21 protein-coding genes are annotated in these 19,290 nt (G+C 60.0%); 15 read left to right on the top strand and 6 right to left on the bottom strand.

The window, feature by feature from the left end; translation table 11 throughout:
- The first annotated feature begins 26 nt into the window (after nt 1-26).
- The 4 genes from CPA42_RS05555 to CPA42_RS05570 all read left to right on the top strand — a co-directional run bounded on the left by CPA42_RS05555 (nt 27) and on the right by CPA42_RS05570 (nt 3,133).
- Entirely contained in the window at nt 27-809 is a 783-nt protein-coding gene (locus CPA42_RS05555; RefSeq protein ID WP_002515451.1) for a hypothetical protein, read from the top strand.
- Nucleotides 787-1,080 carry a hypothetical protein gene (locus CPA42_RS05560; RefSeq protein WP_002515516.1) on the top strand — a complete coding sequence of 98 codons (294 nt, stop codon included), beginning with the start codon at nt 787-789 and terminating at the stop codon, nt 1,078-1,080. The genes CPA42_RS05555 and CPA42_RS05560 overlap by 23 nt, the downstream gene beginning before the upstream one ends.
- Before the next feature lie 77 nt (nt 1,081-1,157).
- The gene (locus CPA42_RS05565) at nt 1,158-2,432 is read left to right on the top strand and encodes an FAD-dependent oxidoreductase (RefSeq protein ID WP_002515564.1); all 1,275 of its coding nucleotides are present in this window, start codon (nt 1,158-1,160) and stop codon (nt 2,430-2,432) included.
- Between the two features lie 119 nt (nt 2,433-2,551).
- Nucleotides 2,552-3,133, top strand: coding sequence for a GNAT family N-acetyltransferase (locus CPA42_RS05570; RefSeq protein ID WP_002515622.1), 582 nt, complete (start codon nt 2,552-2,554; stop codon nt 3,131-3,133).
- A 76-nt stretch (nt 3,134-3,209) separates the two neighbouring features.
- Here the strand turns inward: CPA42_RS05570 and CPA42_RS05575 are convergent, their stop codons facing one another.
- Nucleotides 3,210-3,440, bottom strand: coding sequence for a DUF7455 domain-containing protein (locus tag CPA42_RS05575; protein WP_002515496.1), 231 nt, complete (start codon nt 3,438-3,440; stop codon nt 3,210-3,212).
- Nucleotides 3,441-3,569: 129 nt separating this feature from the next.
- Here CPA42_RS05575 and CPA42_RS05580 point away from each other — a divergent pair, with 129 nt between their 5' ends.
- The 3 genes from CPA42_RS05580 to CPA42_RS05590 all read left to right on the top strand — a co-directional run bounded on the left by CPA42_RS05580 (nt 3,570) and on the right by CPA42_RS05590 (nt 8,790).
- On the top strand, nt 3,570-5,729 hold the full coding sequence (locus CPA42_RS05580) for a DNA gyrase/topoisomerase IV subunit B (RefSeq protein ID WP_002518999.1): 2,160 nt from the start codon (nt 3,570-3,572) through the stop codon (nt 5,727-5,729).
- Between the two features lie 345 nt (nt 5,730-6,074).
- Nucleotides 6,075-7,394, top strand: coding sequence for an anaerobic C4-dicarboxylate transporter family protein (locus CPA42_RS05585; RefSeq protein WP_002513675.1), 1,320 nt, complete (start codon nt 6,075-6,077; stop codon nt 7,392-7,394).
- Between the two features lie 52 nt (nt 7,395-7,446).
- On the top strand, nt 7,447-8,790 hold the full coding sequence (locus CPA42_RS05590; protein WP_002515437.1) for an MFS transporter: 1,344 nt from the start codon (nt 7,447-7,449) through the stop codon (nt 8,788-8,790).
- On the opposite strand, the gene CPA42_RS13380 is transcribed toward CPA42_RS05590, so the two are convergent.
- The 3 genes from CPA42_RS13380 to CPA42_RS05600 form a co-directional block, all read right to left on the bottom strand.
- Nucleotides 8,787-8,921, bottom strand: coding sequence for a hypothetical protein (locus CPA42_RS13380; RefSeq protein ID WP_002515441.1), 135 nt, complete (start codon nt 8,919-8,921; stop codon nt 8,787-8,789). The genes CPA42_RS05590 and CPA42_RS13380 overlap by 4 nt on opposite strands.
- Nucleotides 8,922-8,968: 47 nt before the next feature.
- A complete protein-coding gene (locus CPA42_RS05595; RefSeq protein WP_002515470.1) occupies nt 8,969-11,503 on the bottom strand; it encodes a DNA gyrase/topoisomerase IV subunit A in 2,535 nt (844 codons plus the stop codon).
- Between the two features lie 63 nt (nt 11,504-11,566).
- Complete coding sequence (locus CPA42_RS05600) at nt 11,567-12,661, bottom strand: App1 family protein (protein WP_002515502.1); 1,095 nt, start codon at nt 12,659-12,661, stop codon at nt 11,567-11,569.
- Between CPA42_RS05600 and CPA42_RS05605 the strand changes: the two genes are divergently transcribed.
- The 3 genes from CPA42_RS05605 to CPA42_RS05615 are packed head-to-tail and all read left to right on the top strand — an operon-like array spanning nt 12,642 to nt 15,081.
- Nucleotides 12,642-13,304, top strand: a complete 663-nt coding sequence (locus CPA42_RS05605) for a DUF5998 family protein (RefSeq protein WP_002518997.1) — start codon at nt 12,642-12,644, stop codon at nt 13,302-13,304. The two genes, CPA42_RS05600 and CPA42_RS05605, sit on opposite strands and share 20 nt — an antisense overlap.
- Nucleotides 13,301-14,428 (top strand): alkaline phosphatase family protein, encoded by a 1,128-nt coding sequence (locus CPA42_RS05610; RefSeq protein WP_002515631.1) that lies wholly within the window; start codon nt 13,301-13,303, stop codon nt 14,426-14,428. The genes CPA42_RS05605 and CPA42_RS05610 overlap by 4 nt, the downstream gene beginning before the upstream one ends.
- On the top strand, nt 14,425-15,081 hold the full coding sequence (locus CPA42_RS05615) for a thymidine kinase (RefSeq protein ID WP_002518996.1): 657 nt from the start codon (nt 14,425-14,427) through the stop codon (nt 15,079-15,081). Before CPA42_RS05610 ends, CPA42_RS05615 begins: the two co-directional genes overlap by 4 nt.
- Nucleotides 15,082-15,138: 57 nt before the next feature.
- Here the strand turns inward: CPA42_RS05615 and sepH are convergent, their stop codons facing one another.
- Nucleotides 15,139-16,218 carry a septation protein SepH gene (gene sepH, locus CPA42_RS05620; protein WP_002515686.1) on the bottom strand — a complete coding sequence of 360 codons (1,080 nt, stop codon included), beginning with the start codon at nt 16,216-16,218 and terminating at the stop codon, nt 15,139-15,141.
- Nucleotides 16,219-16,426: 208 nt separating this feature from the next.
- Here sepH and CPA42_RS05625 point away from each other — a divergent pair, with 208 nt between their 5' ends.
- Complete coding sequence (locus CPA42_RS05625) at nt 16,427-16,723, top strand: DUF4193 domain-containing protein (RefSeq protein WP_002515578.1); 297 nt, start codon at nt 16,427-16,429, stop codon at nt 16,721-16,723.
- Nucleotides 16,724-16,792: 69 nt separating this feature from the next.
- Here the strand turns inward: CPA42_RS05625 and CPA42_RS05630 are convergent, their stop codons facing one another.
- The gene (locus CPA42_RS05630; protein WP_002515515.1) at nt 16,793-17,092 is read right to left on the bottom strand and encodes a DUF4235 domain-containing protein; all 300 of its coding nucleotides are present in this window, start codon (nt 17,090-17,092) and stop codon (nt 16,793-16,795) included.
- 41 nt (nt 17,093-17,133) lie between these two features.
- Here CPA42_RS05630 and CPA42_RS05635 point away from each other — a divergent pair, with 41 nt between their 5' ends.
- The 4 genes from CPA42_RS05635 to CPA42_RS05650 are packed head-to-tail and all read left to right on the top strand — an operon-like array spanning nt 17,134 to nt 19,288.
- A complete protein-coding gene (locus tag CPA42_RS05635) occupies nt 17,134-17,664 on the top strand; it encodes a DUF3093 domain-containing protein (protein WP_002518995.1) in 531 nt (176 codons plus the stop codon).
- Entirely contained in the window at nt 17,657-18,115 is a 459-nt protein-coding gene (gene dut, locus CPA42_RS05640; RefSeq protein WP_002515489.1) for a dUTP diphosphatase, read from the top strand. The genes CPA42_RS05635 and dut overlap by 8 nt, the downstream gene beginning before the upstream one ends.
- Nucleotides 18,116-18,158: 43 nt before the next feature.
- Nucleotides 18,159-18,893: a DUF3710 domain-containing protein gene (locus CPA42_RS05645; protein ID WP_002515495.1), complete on the top strand. Its 735-nt coding sequence runs from the start codon at nt 18,159-18,161 to the stop codon at nt 18,891-18,893.
- 2 nt (nt 18,894-18,895) lie between these two features.
- Nucleotides 18,896-19,288 (top strand): OB-fold nucleic acid binding domain-containing protein, encoded by a 393-nt coding sequence (locus tag CPA42_RS05650; RefSeq protein WP_002515558.1) that lies wholly within the window; start codon nt 18,896-18,898, stop codon nt 19,286-19,288.
- The last annotated feature ends 2 nt before the right edge of the window (nt 19,289-19,290 follow it).

A 19,290-nucleotide genomic window follows, 5' to 3' on the forward strand; every position in this document is an offset into this window, starting at 1 on the left:
CGGGCCGTGAGTCACGAAGGAGTGCCATGTCCATAACACCACGAAAGTGCAAGGCTGCCGCCCTTGCCACAGCGCCGGTGGCCGCTGCCCTCGGTGCTTACGGATTTCTTAAAGGGGCGACGAAGTTCTATTCCAGCCAGGTTAACGGAACTCCCGAGCAGTACAAGATGACCCTTCCTGGTGACGACCTCGTCCCGGAAGGTTCGCCGCGCTTCAAGCGCCTCACCCATGTGGAGGATCTCGACGCCCCCTGCGACGAGGTCTGGAAGCACGTCTACCAGCTCAACACCACGACCGCCGGCTTCTACTCCTTCACCTTCTTCGAGAAGATGTTCGGACTGTCGGTCGACAACACCTTCATGGTGGAACAGGCTTGGCAGGCCCCGGACTACTACAAGCCCGGTGACATGTTCTGTTGGAGTTACGCCGGTTTCGGTGCCGAGGTCGCCGACATGGTCCCCGGCAAGTATCTGGTGTGGTTCGCTGACACCCGTGACGGCACCAGGACACCGGGCGCAAGTTTCCTGCTACCGCCTGGAATGCCGTGGAACCGCTGGAGTTGGGTCATCGCCCTGGAACCCCTCGACAGTGGCAACCGGACGCGCATCTACTCCCGGTGGAACATCTCGGCCTCCGAGGAGTCCAGTCCGATCTCGGTCTTCCTCATGGATCTGGTCATGATGGACGGCGGCGGCATGGTGAACCGTCGGATGTTCCAAGGGCTGGAGAAGGCTGCCGTCGGAACTGCTCGCAAGAACATCGTTCCTGCGCGCCTATCAGCGGTTCATGGGCAAGTCCTACGGCACTGACGACGACCTGCAGTACCGCGTTCCGTACCCGGAGATCCGCTGGTCCCGCGACTTCCCTCGAGTGGCCAGCGAACGGGCCTCCTTCACCGAGGATCCCAACTGGCCGCCTGCCCCGGGGGAGGAGTACCACGCCGACATCGAAGGCAACAATGCCCGTAACGGGTGGACCGAGGACACCCCGGCCGCCAATGATGCCGAGGCCGAGCGGCGTGCCAAGGAGCTGGCAGCACATCTCGATGAGATGGCACGTGGTCGGCGAACTGCCCGCTGAGATGTTTCGCGACCTAGACCATTACCGACCCCATTCATCGCCGAACTTATTCACCACTACATCGACAAGGAAGAACGATGTCCATCTCGAAGGATTCACGTATCGCCATCATCGGCGCTGGCCCGGCCGGGCTGGCTGCCGGAATGTACCTCGAACAGGCCGGATTTCACGACTACACGATCCTGGAACGCACCGACCACGTCGGAGGCAAGTGCCACTCACCGAACTACCACGGCCGTCGTTATGAGATGGGGGCCATCATGGGCGTCCCCAGTTACGACACCATCCAGGAGATCATGGATCGCACTGGCGACAAGGTCGACGGGCCGAAACTGCGTCGCGAGTTCCTGCACGAGGACGGCGAGATCTACGTCCCGGAAAAGGATCCAGTGCGTGGTCCGCAGGTCATGGCAGCAGTGCAGAAGCTGGGCCAGTTGCTCGCGACGAAGTACCAGGGATATGACGCCAACGGCCACTACAACAAGGTTCACGAGGACCTCATGCTGCCCTTCGACGAGTTCCTCGCCCTCAACGGGTGCGAGGCCGCCCGAGACCTGTGGATCAACCCCTTCACGGCCTTCGGCTACGGGCACTTCGACAACGTCCCGGCCGCCTACGTGCTGAAGTACCTCGACTTCGTCACCATGATGTCCTTTGCCAAGGGAGATCTGTGGACGTGGGCCGACGGCACCCAGGCGATGTTCGAGCACCTCAACGCCACCCTGGAGCACCCGGCCGAACGCAACGTTGACATCACTCGCATCACCCGCGAGGACGGCAAGGTCCACATCCACACCACGGACTGGGATCGCGAGTCCGACGTCCTCGTCCTCACCGTCCCGCTGGAAAAGTTCCTCGACTACTCCGACGCGGACGATGACGAGCGGGAGTACTTCTCGAAGATCATCCACCAGCAGTACATGGTGGATGCCTGCCTGGTGAAGGAGTACCCGACCATCTCCGGGTACGTCCCCGACAACATGAGGCCCGAACGTCTCGGGCACGTCATGGTTTACTACCACCGCTGGGCTGATGATCCGCACCAGATCATCACGACCTACCTGCTACGTAACCATCCGGACTACGCGGACAAGACTCAGGAGGAGTGCCGCCAGATGGTCCTCGACGACATGGAGACCTTCGGTCATCCGGTCGAGAAGATCATCGAGGAGCAGACCTGGTACTACTTCCCGCACGTTAGCTCGGAGGACTACAAGGCCGGGTGGTACGAGAAGGTCGAGGGAATGCAGGGTCGTCGCAACACCTTCTACGCCGGAGAAATTATGAGTTTCGGTAATTTCGACGAGGTGTGCCACTACTCGAAGGACCTGGTGACGCGGTTCTTCGTGTGAGGTGTATTCCCGCATTGCTGCGGGGATGAGAATGGGGGGTGGTACCGGGTTCGGTACCACCCCCCATCGACCGTCGCGAACCGGGCCTCTGTGAGGCTTCGGGCCGGTAGGATCAGGTTATGGATACTTCAGTCAATGTCGACACGTCGTCAAGACCGGCGCACGAACCGGCCACCGCTCCCGGTCGTTTCGTCGTCAGAGATGCCTGTCACGAGGACCTGCCTGAAGCCGCGGCTGTTCAGGCCGTGTGCGTCCGAGAGATCGGCCAGGGGGTGATCCCTAATGACGTCCTTACCGAGGTCACTGGCCCCGGTATCGTCCACACCACCATTGAGCAGTGGAACCACTTTATGGATGATGGTGCGATCTTCAAGATCCTTGTTGATCGCCTCGATATGAGGACTGTCGGGGTTGCCATGGCCCGGGTCTCTACAAGTTCTGATGCTCCCACACCGTGGGAGATCGCGACCCTCCATGTACTGCCAGAGGCGCGAAACTGCGGAGCGTCAGACAACCTCCTCGATGCTTGTATCGGGAACCGGTCGGCCTATGTGTGGGTCTTTGCCGATAATGCTCGCGCCATTTCGTTCTACCAACGCCATGGGTTCCACGTCGACGCGGCCGACGGTGCCGTTGACGATTCCCTCGGCGGGGTAGAGCTGCAGCGGCTGATCCGCGAGGACATCATCGAGTCGCAGTGATGATGGATGGGTAGCTCCCGTGGCTCGTCGGCATGCCAGCACATAGGTCTAGCGCTGCCTCAGCCGACGATGGTCCTCACACATGGGACGAGAGCTTGGTGGTGTCATCCTGAATATGCAGGGCGACTTGCTTGAGCTTGTCTTCGTGGGCTCGGGCATGGTGCGCGCAGAAAAGGAGCTCGCCACCGTTGCGCAGCGTGATGCGCACATAGGCTTGTGCGCCGCAACGATCACAACGGTCCGCAGTGGTGAGGGCTTGGTGTTCGATCATCGTGGTGCTCATGACAACCTCCTCCATCTGAATCATCGGATCACCTACTAGACAACCTACGCTATCGTCGGAATGTTCTCATACGTATCGAAAGATGGATGGCTGGGGGCGAACACGGTGCCGGGATTCCGTGTCGTCGGCTGTCGATAAGCTGCCACCGTGACCATGGACAACATCTCGACCTCATCAGCCAACAGCTCGGAAACGCCACGTGGTAAGGGCGATACCGTGCGCACGGCGTCGACTAGCCGGGAGTACGGCGCCAAGAATTTATTGGTGTTGGAGGGGCTCGAGGCGGTACGCAAGCGTCCGGCCATGTACATCGGGTCGACGGATACCCGCGGTCTCATGCACTGTCTATGGGAAATCTTCGACAACGGTGTTGATGAGGCGCTTGCTGGGTATGGACGCCGCATCACCGTCACTTTGGAGAAGGCCGGGTCGATCCTCGTTACTGACGAGGGTCGTGGCATCCCGGTTGACGTCGAGCCGCGCACCGGACTCAGCGGCCTCGAAGTGGTTTACACCAAACTGCATGCGGGCGGGAAATTCGGCGGTGGGGCTTATAACGTCTCAGGTGGGCTGCATGGCGTCGGTGCTTCGGTCGTCAATGCCGTCTCAGTGCGCTTGGATGTGGAGGTGGATCGCAAGTCCACGGTGTGGGGGATGAGCTTTCGCCGTGGCGTTCCTGGGGTCTTTGAGGGGGAGGGCCCCGATGCCCCCTTTACTCCTGGATCGGGGGTGCGCAAAGTAGGCAAGGCCAAGCGTGGTGTGACCGGTACTCGCGTTCGGTACTGGCCCGATCGTCAGATCTTCCTTCCTGATGCCAAGCTGTCATGGTCCAAACTTGCTGACCGTGCTCGTCAGACGGCTTTCCTCGTCCCCGGCTTGGAGATCGTCATTACTGACGAGAGGGGTATTCAGACTGATCCTGAGACTGGCGATGTGCTGGAGACGGTCTCAGAAACGATGCGTTTCGATGGCGGCATCTCTGAGTTCGCTGAGTATCTCGCCACTGACCAGCCTGTCAACAATGTCATGAGATTGCAGGGGGAGACTTCCTTCACCGAGACCGTCCCCATGCTTGACGAGAACGGTGGTATGACGCCTACCGACGTCGATCGGGACCTCGGGGTCGACATCGCCCTGCGATGGGGGACCGGTTACGACACTACGGTGCGTTCCTTCGTCAACATCATCGCTACTCCTAAGGGGGGCACCCACGTTCAGGGGTTCGAACAGGGTCTGTTACGAGCCTTCAGTGCCGGTCTAGAGGGGACACGCATCCTCAAGTCCTCAGAAGAGATCGTTAAGGATGACGTCCTTGAGGGGATGACGGCCGTGGTGACGGTGAGCCTGGCAGAGCCCCAGTTTGAGGGTCAGACCAAGGAGGTGCTGGGTACTCCGCCGGTTCGACGCCTTGTGGCGCGCATTGTTGAGGACAAGATGACTGCCTTCCTCACTTCGGCCAAGGCGGCTGACAAACCAGTAGCACGCGCCCTTATGGAGAAGGTCGTTAATGCTTCGCGGACCCGTGTGGCTGCCCGGGCACACAAGGAGAACCAGCGTCGTAAGAATGCTCTGGAATCCTCTCACCTGCCGCCCAAGCTCAAGGACTGTCGATCTTCCGATCCGGACGTTACCGAGCTGTTCATCGTCGAGGGTGATTCCGCCCTCGGAACGGCCAACGTGGCTCGTAACTCCGAGCACCAGGCTTTGCTTCCGATACGCGGCAAGATTCTCAATGTGCAGAAGGCTGATCTCGGTGCCATGCTCAAGAACGCCGAGTGCGCCTCGATCATCCAGGTCGTTGGTGCCGGGTCGGGCAAGACCTTCGACCTCGACCAGGCCCGTTATGGCAAGGTCATCTTCATGGCCGACGCCGACTCCGATGGTGCCCATATTCGTTGCTTGCTGGCCACCCTGTTCTTCCGTTATATGCGCCCAATGGTGGAGGCTGGCCGGGTGTTCTCGGCGGTACCACCGTTGCACCGATTCGAACTCATCAACCCTAAACGGGGGATGGACAAGTACCTATACACCTATACCGATGCCGAGTACCAGCGCACCGCCGCCCAACTGGCGAAGAAAGGGGTGCGGTTCAAGGAACCGCAGCGGTACAAAGGTCTCGGTGAGATGGACGCTTCCCAACTCAAGGAGACGACGATGGACCCGCGCCATCGCACTCTGCGTCGCATCACCGTCGACGACGCCGCGGAGGCCGAGGGCACCTTTGAGATCCTTATGGGCAATGAGGTAGCCCCGCGTAAACAGTTCATCGTCGAGGGGGCTTACCGTCTCGATGCTGAACAGATCGACGCTTAAGAGGGCTCGTTCGCGTCCCTGCGCGTCAGTGGCCTCGCGGGGACGCGAGGTCTAGCGAGGCGCATGCTCCTCGCTGTCTAAGTGTTGGCCTAGGGGCGACGGGTTCGTTATATGCACAATCGTTCTCGCTGTGAGGTGTGTATGACAAGTTACAGCAGGCCGTCTTAGTGACGGAATGTGTTCCGCTAAGGTTCTTTCGAGGTCCATGACGAGTGATGTTGTGGCCCTAAATAGATAGATATGGAACAGGGGAGCTGGCATGGTGGGTCGAATACGACGATCCGGTGACGGACGCAACGACACGTGCAACGTTAACGGGGGATCGTCGGCAAGGGGGCTGCAACGGTGATCTGGTTCCACCTGGCCGTGGCCATCATCTTTATCATCATCGGCTCGCGCCTCGGTGGGGTGGGCGTCGGACTCGCGGGAGGGGCGGGATGTATCGTCCTTGTGGCCACTGGTCTTCACACGAAGGTGGCTGAGGACATCCCTTGGACGGTTATCGGCATTATCATGACCGTCATCTGCGCCATCGCTGCCCTCCAGCTCGCGGGCGGGATGGACTATCTTGTGCATCTGGCTGAGGTCATGCTGCGCAAGCATCCCAACCAGATCAACTACCTCGCGCCGCTGACGACCTTCCTGCTTTCCTTGCTGTGTGGTACTGGACATACCGCCTATTCAGTGCTGCCCGTTATCGTGGAGGTGGCTAAGGAACATAAGATCCGGCCGTCGAGGCCGCTTTCCATAGCCGTTGTGGCATCCCAAGTCGCGGTCGCATCCTCGCCGATCTCAGCGGCGACCTTGGCCTTGGTTGGAGTTCTAGAGCCGTTGGGAGTGGGTTACCTTGAGATCCTCGCGGTGACGATCCCTACCACCTTCATCGGATGTGCCGTCGGTGCCGTCGTGGCATCGCGTCAGGGCAAGGATCTCATCGATGATCCGATCTATCAGGAACGCGAGGCTAAGGGACTGGTGAGCCACAACGCTGCTGTCGCCGACACTGGGTGGAGGCCAAAACGGACTGCCATTCCCAGCCTTGTTGCCTTCCTCGTCGCTCTTGTTGTGGTCGTTGGTTACGCCACTGTCTCATCGGAAGAGGTCGGTGTGCTCACCAAACCGCCTATGACGTCATCGGCGGCGATCATGCTCATTATGCTGACGACGGCGATGATCATCTGCATGATGTCACGTGAGGACGTCAAGCAGCTCACCACCCAGACGACGTTCCGGGCCGGAATGTCTGCCGCGATCTGCATTCTGGGACTGGCGTGGCTGGGAAATATGTTCGTCAATAACTATATGGATGTCCTGACCCACGCGGGGGCCTCGATCCTGCATTCGGCCCCGTGGTTCCTTTCGGTGATCCTGTACTTGGCTGCACCACTGATGTTCTCCCACGCTGCGACGACCGTCGCCTTCATGCCGGTGGTGGCCAAGATCGGTCTGTCTCCGATGGTGATGCTGGCTTGCTACCCGGCTGTGGCCAACTACTACCTGCTGCCGAACTACCCCACGACGGTTGCAGCTATGGAGATGGACGACACCGGATCGACGCGAGTCGGACGTATCGTCCTTAACCACCCCTTCGTCCTTCCTGGTACCGTCTCGATTGCGGTGACGGTCCTACTGGGAGCTTTCTGGGCCCCCATTGTGCTGGGATGAGGTTCGACGAGGCGCGATCGTGGTTCGTTAGGCACCGGTAGACTCAACAGCCATGAGCCACACCGACGTGCCGGCCGATCAACGCAAACGCGTCTTCGCCTGGGCCATGTGGGATCCAGGAACCCAGCCCTTCGCTTCGGTCATCACCACCTTCGTCTTTGCCGTCTATCTTGTCGGCGACGCCTTCGGGTCCAAAGACCGCACTGTCACTGCGCTGTCATGGACCATGACTTTGGCGGGCCTGACCATTGCCTTGCTGGCACCTGTCGTGGGGCAATGGGCAGGTCGACGAGGCCGGCAGGTGACTGCCCTGAAATGGCTTACCTGGACTCTCGCGGTGATGTCGGGATTGCTCTTTTTCGTCAAGCCTCATCCGTCCTATCTCGTCTTCGGATTGGTGCTGTTGGGCATTGGGACGGTCATCTCGGACGTCGGGAGCTCCCTATACAACGGCATGCTTGATGACGTTGCAGAGTCTGGCAAAGTCGGACGGATTTCCGGTCTCGGATGGGGTATGGGCTATCTGGGTGGGATTATTGCCTTACTCGTCATCTACATCGCCTGGATCAAACCAAAAGTGGGTTGGTTTGGAGTAACCAACCACGAAGGCATGAACATCCGCGTGGCGATGCTGTTTTGTGCGGTATGGATCCTGGCGCTGACCTTACCCACCTTTTGTGTCCTGCGCGATAATCCACGGCCGATCGAATCGTCTGAACCCCGGCCGCATGGTCTGCGGGCCCTCGGGCATTCCTACGCCGAGCTGTGGCGCAGCGTGGTGAGGATTTGGCACGTCAGCCGTAACACGATCATTTTCCTTATCGCTTCCGCCTTGTTCCGCGACGGGCTCAACGGCGTTTTCCAATTCGGTGGGCCACTCGCTCGTCAAACCTTTGGATTCAGTGCGTCAGGTGTACTCATCTTCGGTATTGTGGCCAACCTTATCGCCGGAATTTCCACAATCTTGCTGGGGCGCCTGGATGATCGCATCGGTCCGAAGCGACTCATCATTTTTTCACTGATCGTGTTGTCAGCGTGCGGTATGGGTGTTTTCATCGGCCACGCTGGTTCTGCCATGGTGTTTTGGGTGCTCGGCCTCATCATGTGTGGTTTCGTCGGACCGGCTCAGTCCGCGTCGCGGAGCCTCCTCACTCAGATCTGCCCGCCCGGGTACCAGGGAGAGGTCTTCGGTCTCTACGCGACCACTGGCAAAGCCGTCTCGTTCCTGGCACCGGCACTATTTGGCCTCTTTGTCACGGTGGGCCATGCCATCACCGGTGGTGACAACAACCAGTACTGGGGAATCATGGGCATCGTCCTCGTGCTATTGGCGGGGTTGGCGGCCACGATTCCGGTCAGCACTGCTGAGATCCGCGGCAAGACTCATACGAATTAGCCCTCAGCAACCCGATTGACGTGCGTAGTGACGTTATATTTCGACGACGACCCGGTTGATGCCGAACAGATGGGATCAGACTCCTCTAGCAGCCAGTCCGGGCGGGTCTGCTGGGTCAAAGGATTCGGCATAGCGAGCATTGCCTAAGCCAAGCGGGCCAGAACCCGCTCGCTATCGGTCAGCTGAACAGTTCGGGTTGGGAATCGATCTGCTTCTCATTAGTCGATAACGGGTCACCGGAATCCAATGCATCGTTCGATCCGTCGGATACCGGATTACCCTTGTTAGACCCGTGACGACGACTCCCGACGGCCAGAATCGGTTGACGTCCCTGATCACCGGAGCCGTCTCGACGCATATTAGGTGCTGGCAGTTCGATGGGCACCCCGGACGCGGCACAGGCCACGGCCGGATCGGGGCCGATCCAAGCGAACACCAGGGCCGTCTCTCCCTTGAGGAATCGCTGACACCTCATACCACCGGTGGCTCGTCCCTTGGGCGGGTACTGGTCGAAGGGGGTGAGTTTGATCGAGCCGGGTTCCTTACCTGCGGCGGCGGGGGAAGATGCGGCCACCGTTACCACCGAGGATCCGCGTCGGGGGGCAGCGCCAAAGAAAATCACTGGATCCTTGGCCTTGATACCGGCCACACCGCCACCTGAGCGTCCCTGCGGGCGCACTGCGGATGCAGGGAAGTGAAGCAGGGCGGCGCCCTGGGTGACGAAGCACAGTTCGAGGTCCTCGTCGCCCATTTCGACGGCACCGACGACCTCGTCACCGTTCTTAAGACCGATAACCTCCCAAGACTCCTTGCCGAGTAGTTCCGGGTTGACCCTCTTGACGATGCCGTTTCGGGTACCAAGAGCCAAGGAAGGGCCCGCTCCTGACAGGCTTGTCACGGCTAGAGCTCGCTCGCCCTTCTCCAAACCGACAAGGTCGGCTAGCGGGGTGCCACCGGCTACTGACGGCGCAGTTGCGGTTATCGGCAGGCTTGCGAGTTCGACAGCATGGACACGCACGAGACGACCGGCACTAGTAATGATGCCGAAATCACCACGGGCGGTGGTGCGAGCGCTAGAGATGATGACATCGTGAGTGGCCCTGTCCCCGTCACTGGGAAGGCCGTCGGCGGTATCGATACGGGCCAGCAAGCCAGTTGCCGACAGCAGTACCCAACACGGGTCGTCTGGCACCTCGAGGGGGGCTGATGCTGCTGCGACCGATGGCGCGGCTCCTAACAGCACAGTGCGACGCGGAGTGCCGTATTTGGACGACACTTCGACCAATTCTCCGGACACCACGCGACGCAACTCGGCCTTATCATTGACGATGAGCGTTAGCCCTTCGATGCGTTCGCGCAGTTCGTCACGCTCAGATTCCAGTTCGATAGTGGAGAACTTGGTCAGGCGGCGCAGCTGCATGTCCAGGATGTAGTTGGCCTGCACCTCGTCGAGGTCGAAGGTTCCCATGAGGCGGGTACGGGCTGCTGCGGCGTCTTCGGAGGAGCGGATGATCGCGATGACGTCGTCGATGTCGACGATGGCCAATAGCAGACCCTCGACGAGGTGCAGCCTGTCCTGGGCCTTGTTGAGTTGGAACTTCGTGCGTCGCAGGGTGACGTCGAGACGGTGGTCGAGGTAGACCTGCAACATTTCTAGCAGGCCTAAGGTGCGGGGTTGTCCCTCCACCAGACTTACCGCATTGATGGCGAAGGAATCCTCCAGCTTGGTAAGTTTGTAGAGCCGCTCCAGCAGGGCTTCAGGGTTGATGCCGTTCTTGACCTCAATGACCAGACGGGTGCCGTTGGTCAGGTCGGTGAGGTCCTTGACGTCGGCGATACCGGTGATCTTTTTGGACTGTACCAGGGTCTTAATTTGGTCGATGATTCGCTCTGGTCCGACCATGTACGGCAGCTCGGTGACGACGATGCCGCGGCGTCGTGGAGAAACCTTCTCGATGCGGGCGGTAGCACGGATCTTGAAGGAGCCACGGCCGGTGCAGTAGGCGTCGGCGATGCCATCAAGACCGATGATTCGTCCACCGGTCGGCAGATCCGGTCCGGGCACGAACCTCATGATCTCGTCAAGGTCGGCGTTTGGATGATCGAGCATATGACGGAGAGCTGCCACAACCTCGACGAGGTTATGTGGTGGGATGTTGGTTGCCATACCCACTGCGATACCCGAAGCCCCGTTGACGAGCAGGTTCGGGAAGGCGGCCGGCAACACTGAGGGCTCGGTCTCTTTGCCGTCGTAGTTAGGTTCGAAGTCAACGGTGTCTTCGTCGAGCCCATCGATCATGGTAAGAGCTGGCGGTGCCATCCGACACTCGGTGTAACGCATGGCAGCGGGGCCGGCGTCAAGGGATCCGAAGTTACCGTGACCGTCGACGAGGGGGAGCCTCATCGCCCATGGCTGAGCGGTGCGTACCAGGGCGTCGTAGATGGCAGCGTCGCCGTGGGGGTGCAGCTGACCCATGACCTGTCCGACGACTCGCGCTGACTTCACATGGGGACGGTCAGGGCGAACTCCCATGTCTCCCATGGTGTAAAGGATGCGGCGCTGTACGGGCTTGAGGCCGTCCCGGGCGTCAGGCAGGGCGCGGGAGTAGATGACGGAGTATGCGTACTCCAGGAAGCTGTTCTCCATCTCGCGGGAGACGTCGACGTCGATAATGTTCTCGGTGAAGTCGTCATCCACCGTCTTTTTAGTCATCGTTACCTCCCAAGCAGCACGCGCTAACGACCTATTTTGGTTGATTGGCGCGAAATCTGCATATCAGGGCTGAGGGGGATCCTCGTGGTTGAGCACCTTGTCAAGGAGCGGGGCGAGCTGATCACCGTCGGGAGCGCGCACCAGCGGCGCAGATTCAGGGGTCCACTGCACTCGATGACGATCCTCCAGCACGGTCGTTGTGCCATGGGCAAGCACCTGCTGGGTCGTCGAGAGTTCACGGATGGCGATGGCTCGGGTATGGCCCGGCTGAAGCTCGTCAAACTCGGAGTAAATCCGGATGTCGTGCTGTCCGTCATCACCGACGAGGACCCATTCAATGTCAGGGAAGTCACGAGCCAACTCGCGCAGAGCAGTGCGCTTGTGGTCTACCCCAGAACGGAACCATCCGGTGTTCGTCGGGCCCCAGTCGGTCAGCAACAAAGGCCCTTGCGGATACCCGTGGCGGGCCAGAAACCTTACCAAAAATGGGTAGGTATTCCACGCGCCAGTCGACACATAGACCACCGGGGCGTCGGGATGTCGTTCCAGGAGTTTCTGGTACATCCGTGCCATGCCGGGAATGGATTTGCGGGCCTGCTCGGTGAGCACGAAGGAGTTCCAAGCCGCGATGAGAGACCGGGGTAGGGAAGTAGAGATGACAGTATCGTCAATGTCAGAGATGATTCCGAATCGAGTGTTCCGGGACACCACGAGAACCTTTGCCGTCGTGGTATCACCGCTGGTTGACAAGGTGACTTCATGCCAGCCTGGTTGTAAACCGTGATTTTTGATGCGCACGTCGACGTATCCGGCACGGTCTGCTCGTACTGTGATTTTCTCACCGTTGACGTCGACGACGACCTCTGCGCCTGGGGCAGGCAGGCCGAGGAAGTTGCGCCAACCACGTTGGGACAATAACTCGATGGACAACAGATTTCGTCGAGTTAGCGGAGACCGATCTGGCTGACGTTTCTGCTCCGGGTTCCGCCCGGGCGGACTGGTCAGGATGACTCGTCCGAGTACACGCAGATGGGTGGCCGATCCATAACTGCGGTAACCGATGACGCACGGCACCCAGCCTCGTCTGCGCAGTGTCGTGTTGAGGCGCTTATGGACGGCATCCTCGACTCGGGCTCCGATGAACGGCCGGTTCGACATGTCTTGGAGATTACTGGATCAGGCTTCATCGTGGGACGATGGGCCGGTGAGTCAGTCTGCCGATCAAGCCCGAGTCCCTCTGCCGGCTGCATTAGCAGCCGAGATCCAATCTTGCGGATTTTTCCCAGAGCTGGTTATTGACCTCGCTGAGACCTCTTTGGCGGGGGACGAAGTTCTCGACCATCTGCTGCACCTAGAGGCGACCTTCGACAACGACGAGGTTCATCGTCATCTCACCCTGATCCTGCGTACTGCTACCCGTATGCTGATTGGCCACACCGACGAGCGCGCAGAGGGAGGCCAGTTGCAAGCCGTCACCTCGAGCGAGTCCATCCCGCTATCTCACGTGAGTTCGGTGGTATTGACACGGGTCGTGCAGCACCCTGACCGATTCGGTACAGATCCTGCGTCGACCACGGTTGAAGCCTGGCTCCAGATGACGTGGGGGGCAGTCTCACGACTTGAACTCGAGCCAGCCACGTGCGGGGACCCGATGTGCACCGCAAACCATGGTTATACCGGTACATTCAGTGGAGATGACATCGTCATCAGGATGAGTCCGGCTGCCGACGGTGCCGATCAAGTCGAGCGTCTCATGGGATTCGCGACGCGGATGCAGGCCGTCACTGGAGCAGCCCGATGAGTTCCCTGCTTGCTGCTGATCTCATGCCGCCCGGTCCCGGGACCCTTTCTGATTTGGTGCCCGCGATGGGTCAGGCGTTAACGGGCGGGGGACCGGCCGGCCTGGGGCTGCCTGATGCGACACGGTACGTATTCCTGCTGGTTGATGGAATGGGCCAGGAGAACCTCGAGCATTTTCGCCATCTTGCCCCAACTCTGTCGGAGATGAAGAACTGCCACGACCTGACTTGTTATGTGCCCTCGACGACGGCTACTTCGCTGAGCTGTATCGGTACCGGCGCGGTCCCCGGATGCCATGGCGTTGTTGGTTACACCTTCCGCGCACCCTCTGGTCGCGTCATGAACGCCTTGAGCTGGGTCAATGGGGATGATCCCGAGGTCATCCAACCGCACCCTACGGCGTTTGAGTCACTAGTTGCTGCTGGGGTGACGGTGAGCAGCATCGGCCCAGCACGCTTCCAGCGATCGGGGTTGACGCGCGCGAGTCTACGTGGGCCGCGATTCATTCCCATCCGCGACGAAGACGATGTCGATGAGCGTGTGTACAAAACCCTTAAAGCCTCGCGTTCGGGTGACGCTTCACTGACGTACGTGTACGAGCGTTCGCTTGACCACGTTGGGCATGGTGAAGGATGGCAGTCGGCAGCATGGAGATCGCGCCTCATGTGGGTTGACGAGCTCGTTGGTGCTCTTCTCGATGAGCTCGATCCTGGAACCGCCCTGGTCGTCACTGCTGATCACGGCATGGTTGACATCCCCGACGACCACCGCGTCATGGTGGAGGACGAGGGTGGACTGCTCGCTGACGTTGCCTTGTTGGCTGGTGAGCCTCGGTTCCGCCACATTTACACTCGTCGTCCCGATGAGGTCGCGCAACGATGGCGACGCGTACTCGGGGATCGTGCTCAGGTTGTCATTGGCGACGATGCTGTTGCGGCTGACCTGTTTGGACCAGTTGACGTGTCTACCCGTTCCCGTTTCGGTGACGTACTAGCGATTACTCGTGGTGATTGGGCCATCATGAGCCGCGCTACCCCCAAGGAACTCACCCTCGTGGGCATGCACGGATCGCTCACTCCGTGTGAAATGCGGATCCCATTGCTGGCCCAGATCTGTGAAGGATGAGGATGGCTGAGCTTGTTTTCCACACCGGTCCGATGGACTCTGGCAAGTCCACCCTCGCACTGCAGATGGACCATGCGCAGTCCGCTCACGACCGCCAAGGGGTGCGATACGCGATGCACGACCGCTCTGGTGGAGCTCGGATCACCTCGCGGATTGGTTTGAGTGTCGAAGCTGTCGAGGTCACTGACTCCCTGGACCTCTACCAGGACATCGTCTCGCGGCTGAGTCGCGGAGGACGAATTGATTACCTCATTTGCGACGAGGCCCAGTTCTACCGAACTAAGCAGATCGACCAGCTGGCTCGAGTCGTCGATGACCTCGACATCGACGTCTACTGCTTCGGAATCCTGGCCGATTTTCGGACAGAGCTATTTCCCGGATCAAAACGTCTCGTTGAGTTGGCCGACCGCGTCGTTGAGCCCCCGGTCTCGCCGTTGTGCTGGTGCGGCCGTCCTGCCACCCATAATGCCCGCATCGTGGATGGGAAGTTGGTGCGTGAGGGTGACCAGGTCGGCGTCGGAGACATCGGTGGTGGATCAGAGATCCATTATGAGGTGCTATGCCGCCGTCACCACCGTCAAGGGATTACCGGGGAAATTTCCAGGGCGACCTTGTCGGAGCAGACCCTACCTTTTGATGGCTCCAGGTCCTGACGAGCGTGGCCCCAGGGTTCGCGTGCGGTCAAGGATTTTCCCGCGGTGGGTGGTATATCAGGTATGCGGGGTGGGGCCGCCGAACATGATCTCATCCCAAGAAGGGATCGACGCCCGCTTCGATTTACGCGGTTTGCGCTTCTTGCGGGGGCGGCTACCCTCCTCGACGAGGGCGTCCTGCTGGGGAGTCTCATCGGCAGCTTGAGCTGACGCTTGTGAGCGAGAAGTCGAAGTCGAGGTCTTCTTCGTCGATGTGCGTAGCTTCGACGCCGCAGTATCCTGCGCGGAGGTGTCGTCATGGGGTGGCTGGGCCTCGCTTTTCCCCCCAGCCTGATCTGGTTGGGATGTCTCGATGGCATGCGGAGCCCCGGCTGGCTGGGGAGCCTGGGGCGTAGCTGGCTCAGGATCCTGATTCACCTCCGGATGAGACGCAGCGTCAAGGACTGGGGTGGCGAGACCTTCATAGATGTTGACCGAGTCCTCTTGAAACCCGGCAAGCATCTCGTAGAGCATGTCGGTGTCAGCTGGGGATGAGGTGTCGAAGTCGTAGACCCCGTCGTGCTTCGTCATTCCGGCGACCGCCTCAGGATCAGCGGTCTGGCTTTGACGGTTACTGACGGCCCGCACGATCGCCAGCTCGTCGTTGAGATCGAGGGTTGGTTCCTGGTCAGGGTCTGAAGCCCCTTCAGGTAAGGGTTCGGCAGGCGCGGGGGAGCGATCGTTGACGAGCCACCGCGCACCGGCATCCTCGGGGGAGGTGTGGCGTCCTTTGAGATCGAACCGGAAGGTCGCAGAGTGGGGAGCGCCCTCCGTGGAGGCAGGCCATCGCGCCTCAAGGGCCCAGGTACGGTCCTCATGGCGCCAGGATCGCCAGGAGATTGTCGCCTCAGGGATCGAGTTGGCCTTGGCGACTCGCGAGATCACGGTACCTAACGTGCGGTGCGATCCAGGTGCGCCGGCGCGGCGAACCGGGCACGTCATGGCAACCTCGATGATGTGGTCCAACTCAGCAAGGACCGGCACCGCGAATGGTTCCACCTGATCGACGCCGACGCCCGCCTCAACGGCCACTTCCTCGACAGTGGCCCCAGAACGGATCCGCGATTGAATCTCGCGGGGGCTCAGAGCGCTGTCCATCGTCCACCTTCCCTCCCGACCTTGATGGCCGGGGTTTGGCTGTGTGAGTCACCAACTTACTGCCTTCGGGCGTGATGCTACCGCTCAGATGTCATTGCGCGCTGTCTGCTGACTTGACAGGTGTGATACACAAGGGGGCGAATGTTGTGCGGTCGCAGCTCGCAGCAAGCGAGTTGTCGACGTCTCGAGTCCTTACTGGAAGGTGACCATGGCTACCGATTATGACGCTCCGCGTAAGACTGATGAGGAGGTCAGTGAGGACTCCATCGAGGAGCTCAAGAACCAGCGCAACGATAAGAACTCTGGAAAGGTCGACGAGGACGAGGTCGAGGCCGCTGAGACTTTCGAGCTGCCCGGTGCTGACCTTTCCCATGAGGAGTTGACGGTTCGTGTCCTTCCTCGTCAGTCCGGCGAATTTACCTGTGCGTCGTGCTTTCTCGTCAAGGGACGTTCTCAGCTAGCTGAGGAGCGCGACGGCCAGTTTTACTGCGTCGACTGCGTTTGATCTCCTAGGAGAACGAACGGACCCCCGCCCAGAGTGGCGGGGGTCCGTTGCTGTTGTCACGGGAGACGATCAGTCGTCGTCTTCGGCATTGAGATTCTTGCCTGTGATGGGGTTGACAGCGCTGAACTTCATCCAACGTTTATTGACGAAGCGGTGCATGAGCAGTTGAGATCCGGCAATGCCGATGCCGCTAGCGAGCGCCCACGAAAGTGCCTTCGTCGTCGAGATCTCGGGGTCGTCGGGTTGAGGGGTCTCCTCGTCGCCAGTGACATATTTCCACACGCCTTCGACGACCTTCTGACTCACAATGGTGGTGACCGCGCCAAGGGCGCCGGCGTAAACCTTCCATAGGATCTTTTCTGGGATCATGTTGTCATCATATGGCGTGACGGTCCGTCGATTAGGCTGTGATGGTGAATTTCCCTTCAGGATCAGTGGTCTACTCCGAGAGGCTCTGGGCGCCGTTGTCGTGGTGGCTTATTGGGGCTGCGGTGGCGCTTTCGCTCATCGTCGCAATTGGAGCATGGACGAGCCTGGCTACCGGGGGCATCGTGGCTGTCATCGTTGTGGTGGTAGTCGTCGCGGCTTTCATCAAGGCTGGAAGCGTGCGGATTGTGGTCACTGAAGAAGGATTTGGCGTTGGGCGTTCCTGGATTGAGTGGCATTGGGTCGATCGGGTGCGGGGTATGGATGCCCAGACCATGAACTCGGTGATGCGGTCCAGCCATCAGGTGGGGTCGTTTTTGGTGACTCGGCCGTGGATTAGATCTGGGCTCGTTTTGAGGCTTGCCGACCCTGCTGATCCTCATCAGGCGTGGATCGTGAGTACACGTCGTCCTGGCAAGCTGGCGGCCATTGTCGGTGAGTACATTGTGGTGCCGGGATCCCCGTCCAGCTCCGAGAACTTGTCTGGGAACTCTATGGAGGACAACCATGGCTGATGTCGTTGTGCCCACTGTGGCGGTTCCCGAGGCGATGCCTCGATATGCCATGCCTGGCGATGCCGGGGCCGACCTCACCTGCCGCCACGATGTCGATCTAGCCCCTGGGGAACGGGCGATGGTTGAGACGGGAGTGCGTGTCGCCCTGCCTGACGGTTATGTCGGGCTCGTCAATCCCCGGTCGGGCTTAGCCGCGCGTCACGGACTATCGATCGTCAATGCGCCTGGAACGATCGATTCCGGGTACCGCGGGCAGATTAATGTGCTGCTCGTCAATACCGATCCGCGGGAGCCAGTACATCTTGATGCTGGTTCCAGGATCGCCCAACTCGTCGTCGTCCCGGTAGCGGAGGCGATCTTTGAGCCGGTCGAGGATCTCGACGATACTGAGCGCGGGCAAGGAGGCTACGGTTCCACCGGCGTTTCTGCTATGCCTCCGGTTGACGGATAGACTGCATTCGTTGACACCACAGTGTCGGTCGAGGAAGGACACAATGTTCGGTCGCAAGAAGCGTAACGACGACGTCGAGACGGATGAAGTCATCGACGAGGATTTCGAAACTACTGAGGAGGCTCCGGACGACCTCGACGCCAAGGAGGCCCCCGAAGAGGATGAGTCCAGTGAGGAGGAAGACACCTCCGCCTACCGAATCAACCTCGATCGCGAAGACGGCCCCTTCGATATTGACGAGGTTGATCTCGACGCTGACGACGTTGAGCGGATCGACTTCGGCTCCCTCATCGTTACCCCATTTGAGAATATGCAGATGCAGATCCAGCTGGATCAGACCTCGGGTGCTGTGCAGAGCCTGCTCGTCGTCCAGGGCAATTCGGCTATTGAGATTGCTCTGTTTGCCGCTCCCGCTTCAACCCTCATGATCGATGAGGTCCATGAGGAGATGGTGCGAGGAACCGAAGCCCAGGGGGGTGAGGCCAACGTCGGTCCTGGCCCGATGGGTGCTGAGCTGCGCCGTATCGTTCCGATGAAGGGCCCTGATGGTGAGGACGGCTACCACGTCTCCCGCACCTGGTTGGCCCAAGGGCCGCGCTGGTTGCTGCGTGGTGTCCTTATGGGCGAGTCGGCATTGGGCGAGAAGCTCGATGCTACCGGGCAATTGCTGCTGGAGTTCTTCTGCAACCTTGTGGTGCATCGTGACGACAGCCCGCGCGTCCCTGGCGACGTTATCCCCTTGAGGGTGCCTGAGGGGTTGCGTCCAGAGGAGTCCTGATCATGGTTCGAGGCACCGATGCTCGTGCTCATCGTGAGTCGAAGCTTCGTCGAGTGCTGCACCGTGTGACGGCGTCCAATGAGGCCCTAGCTGATGACGATCTGCAGCGTTCTAGTCTTGATGCTGGGGCTTCGACGATTGCCGAGGCTAAATTGCGTACTCGCGCATCCCTCCAAGGCCGCATCGAGGTGCTGACCCTGAACCCACGTGGGAGTAATCGGTGGTTGGAAGCGGAGCTCAGGGATGGCACCGGTGCGGTGACTCTCATTTGGATGGGGCGCAGGCGCATTCCCGGTCTGCGGGCTGGTCGGCACGTGAACGTTGAGGGGATGATCACCGAGGCTGATGGACATCGGGTTATATACAACCCCAGGTACACAATTCTTCCCGACTGAGA

Source organism: Cutibacterium acnes (assembly GCF_003030305.1).
Classification (GTDB): Bacteria; Actinomycetota; Actinomycetes; order Propionibacteriales; family Propionibacteriaceae; genus Cutibacterium; species Cutibacterium acnes.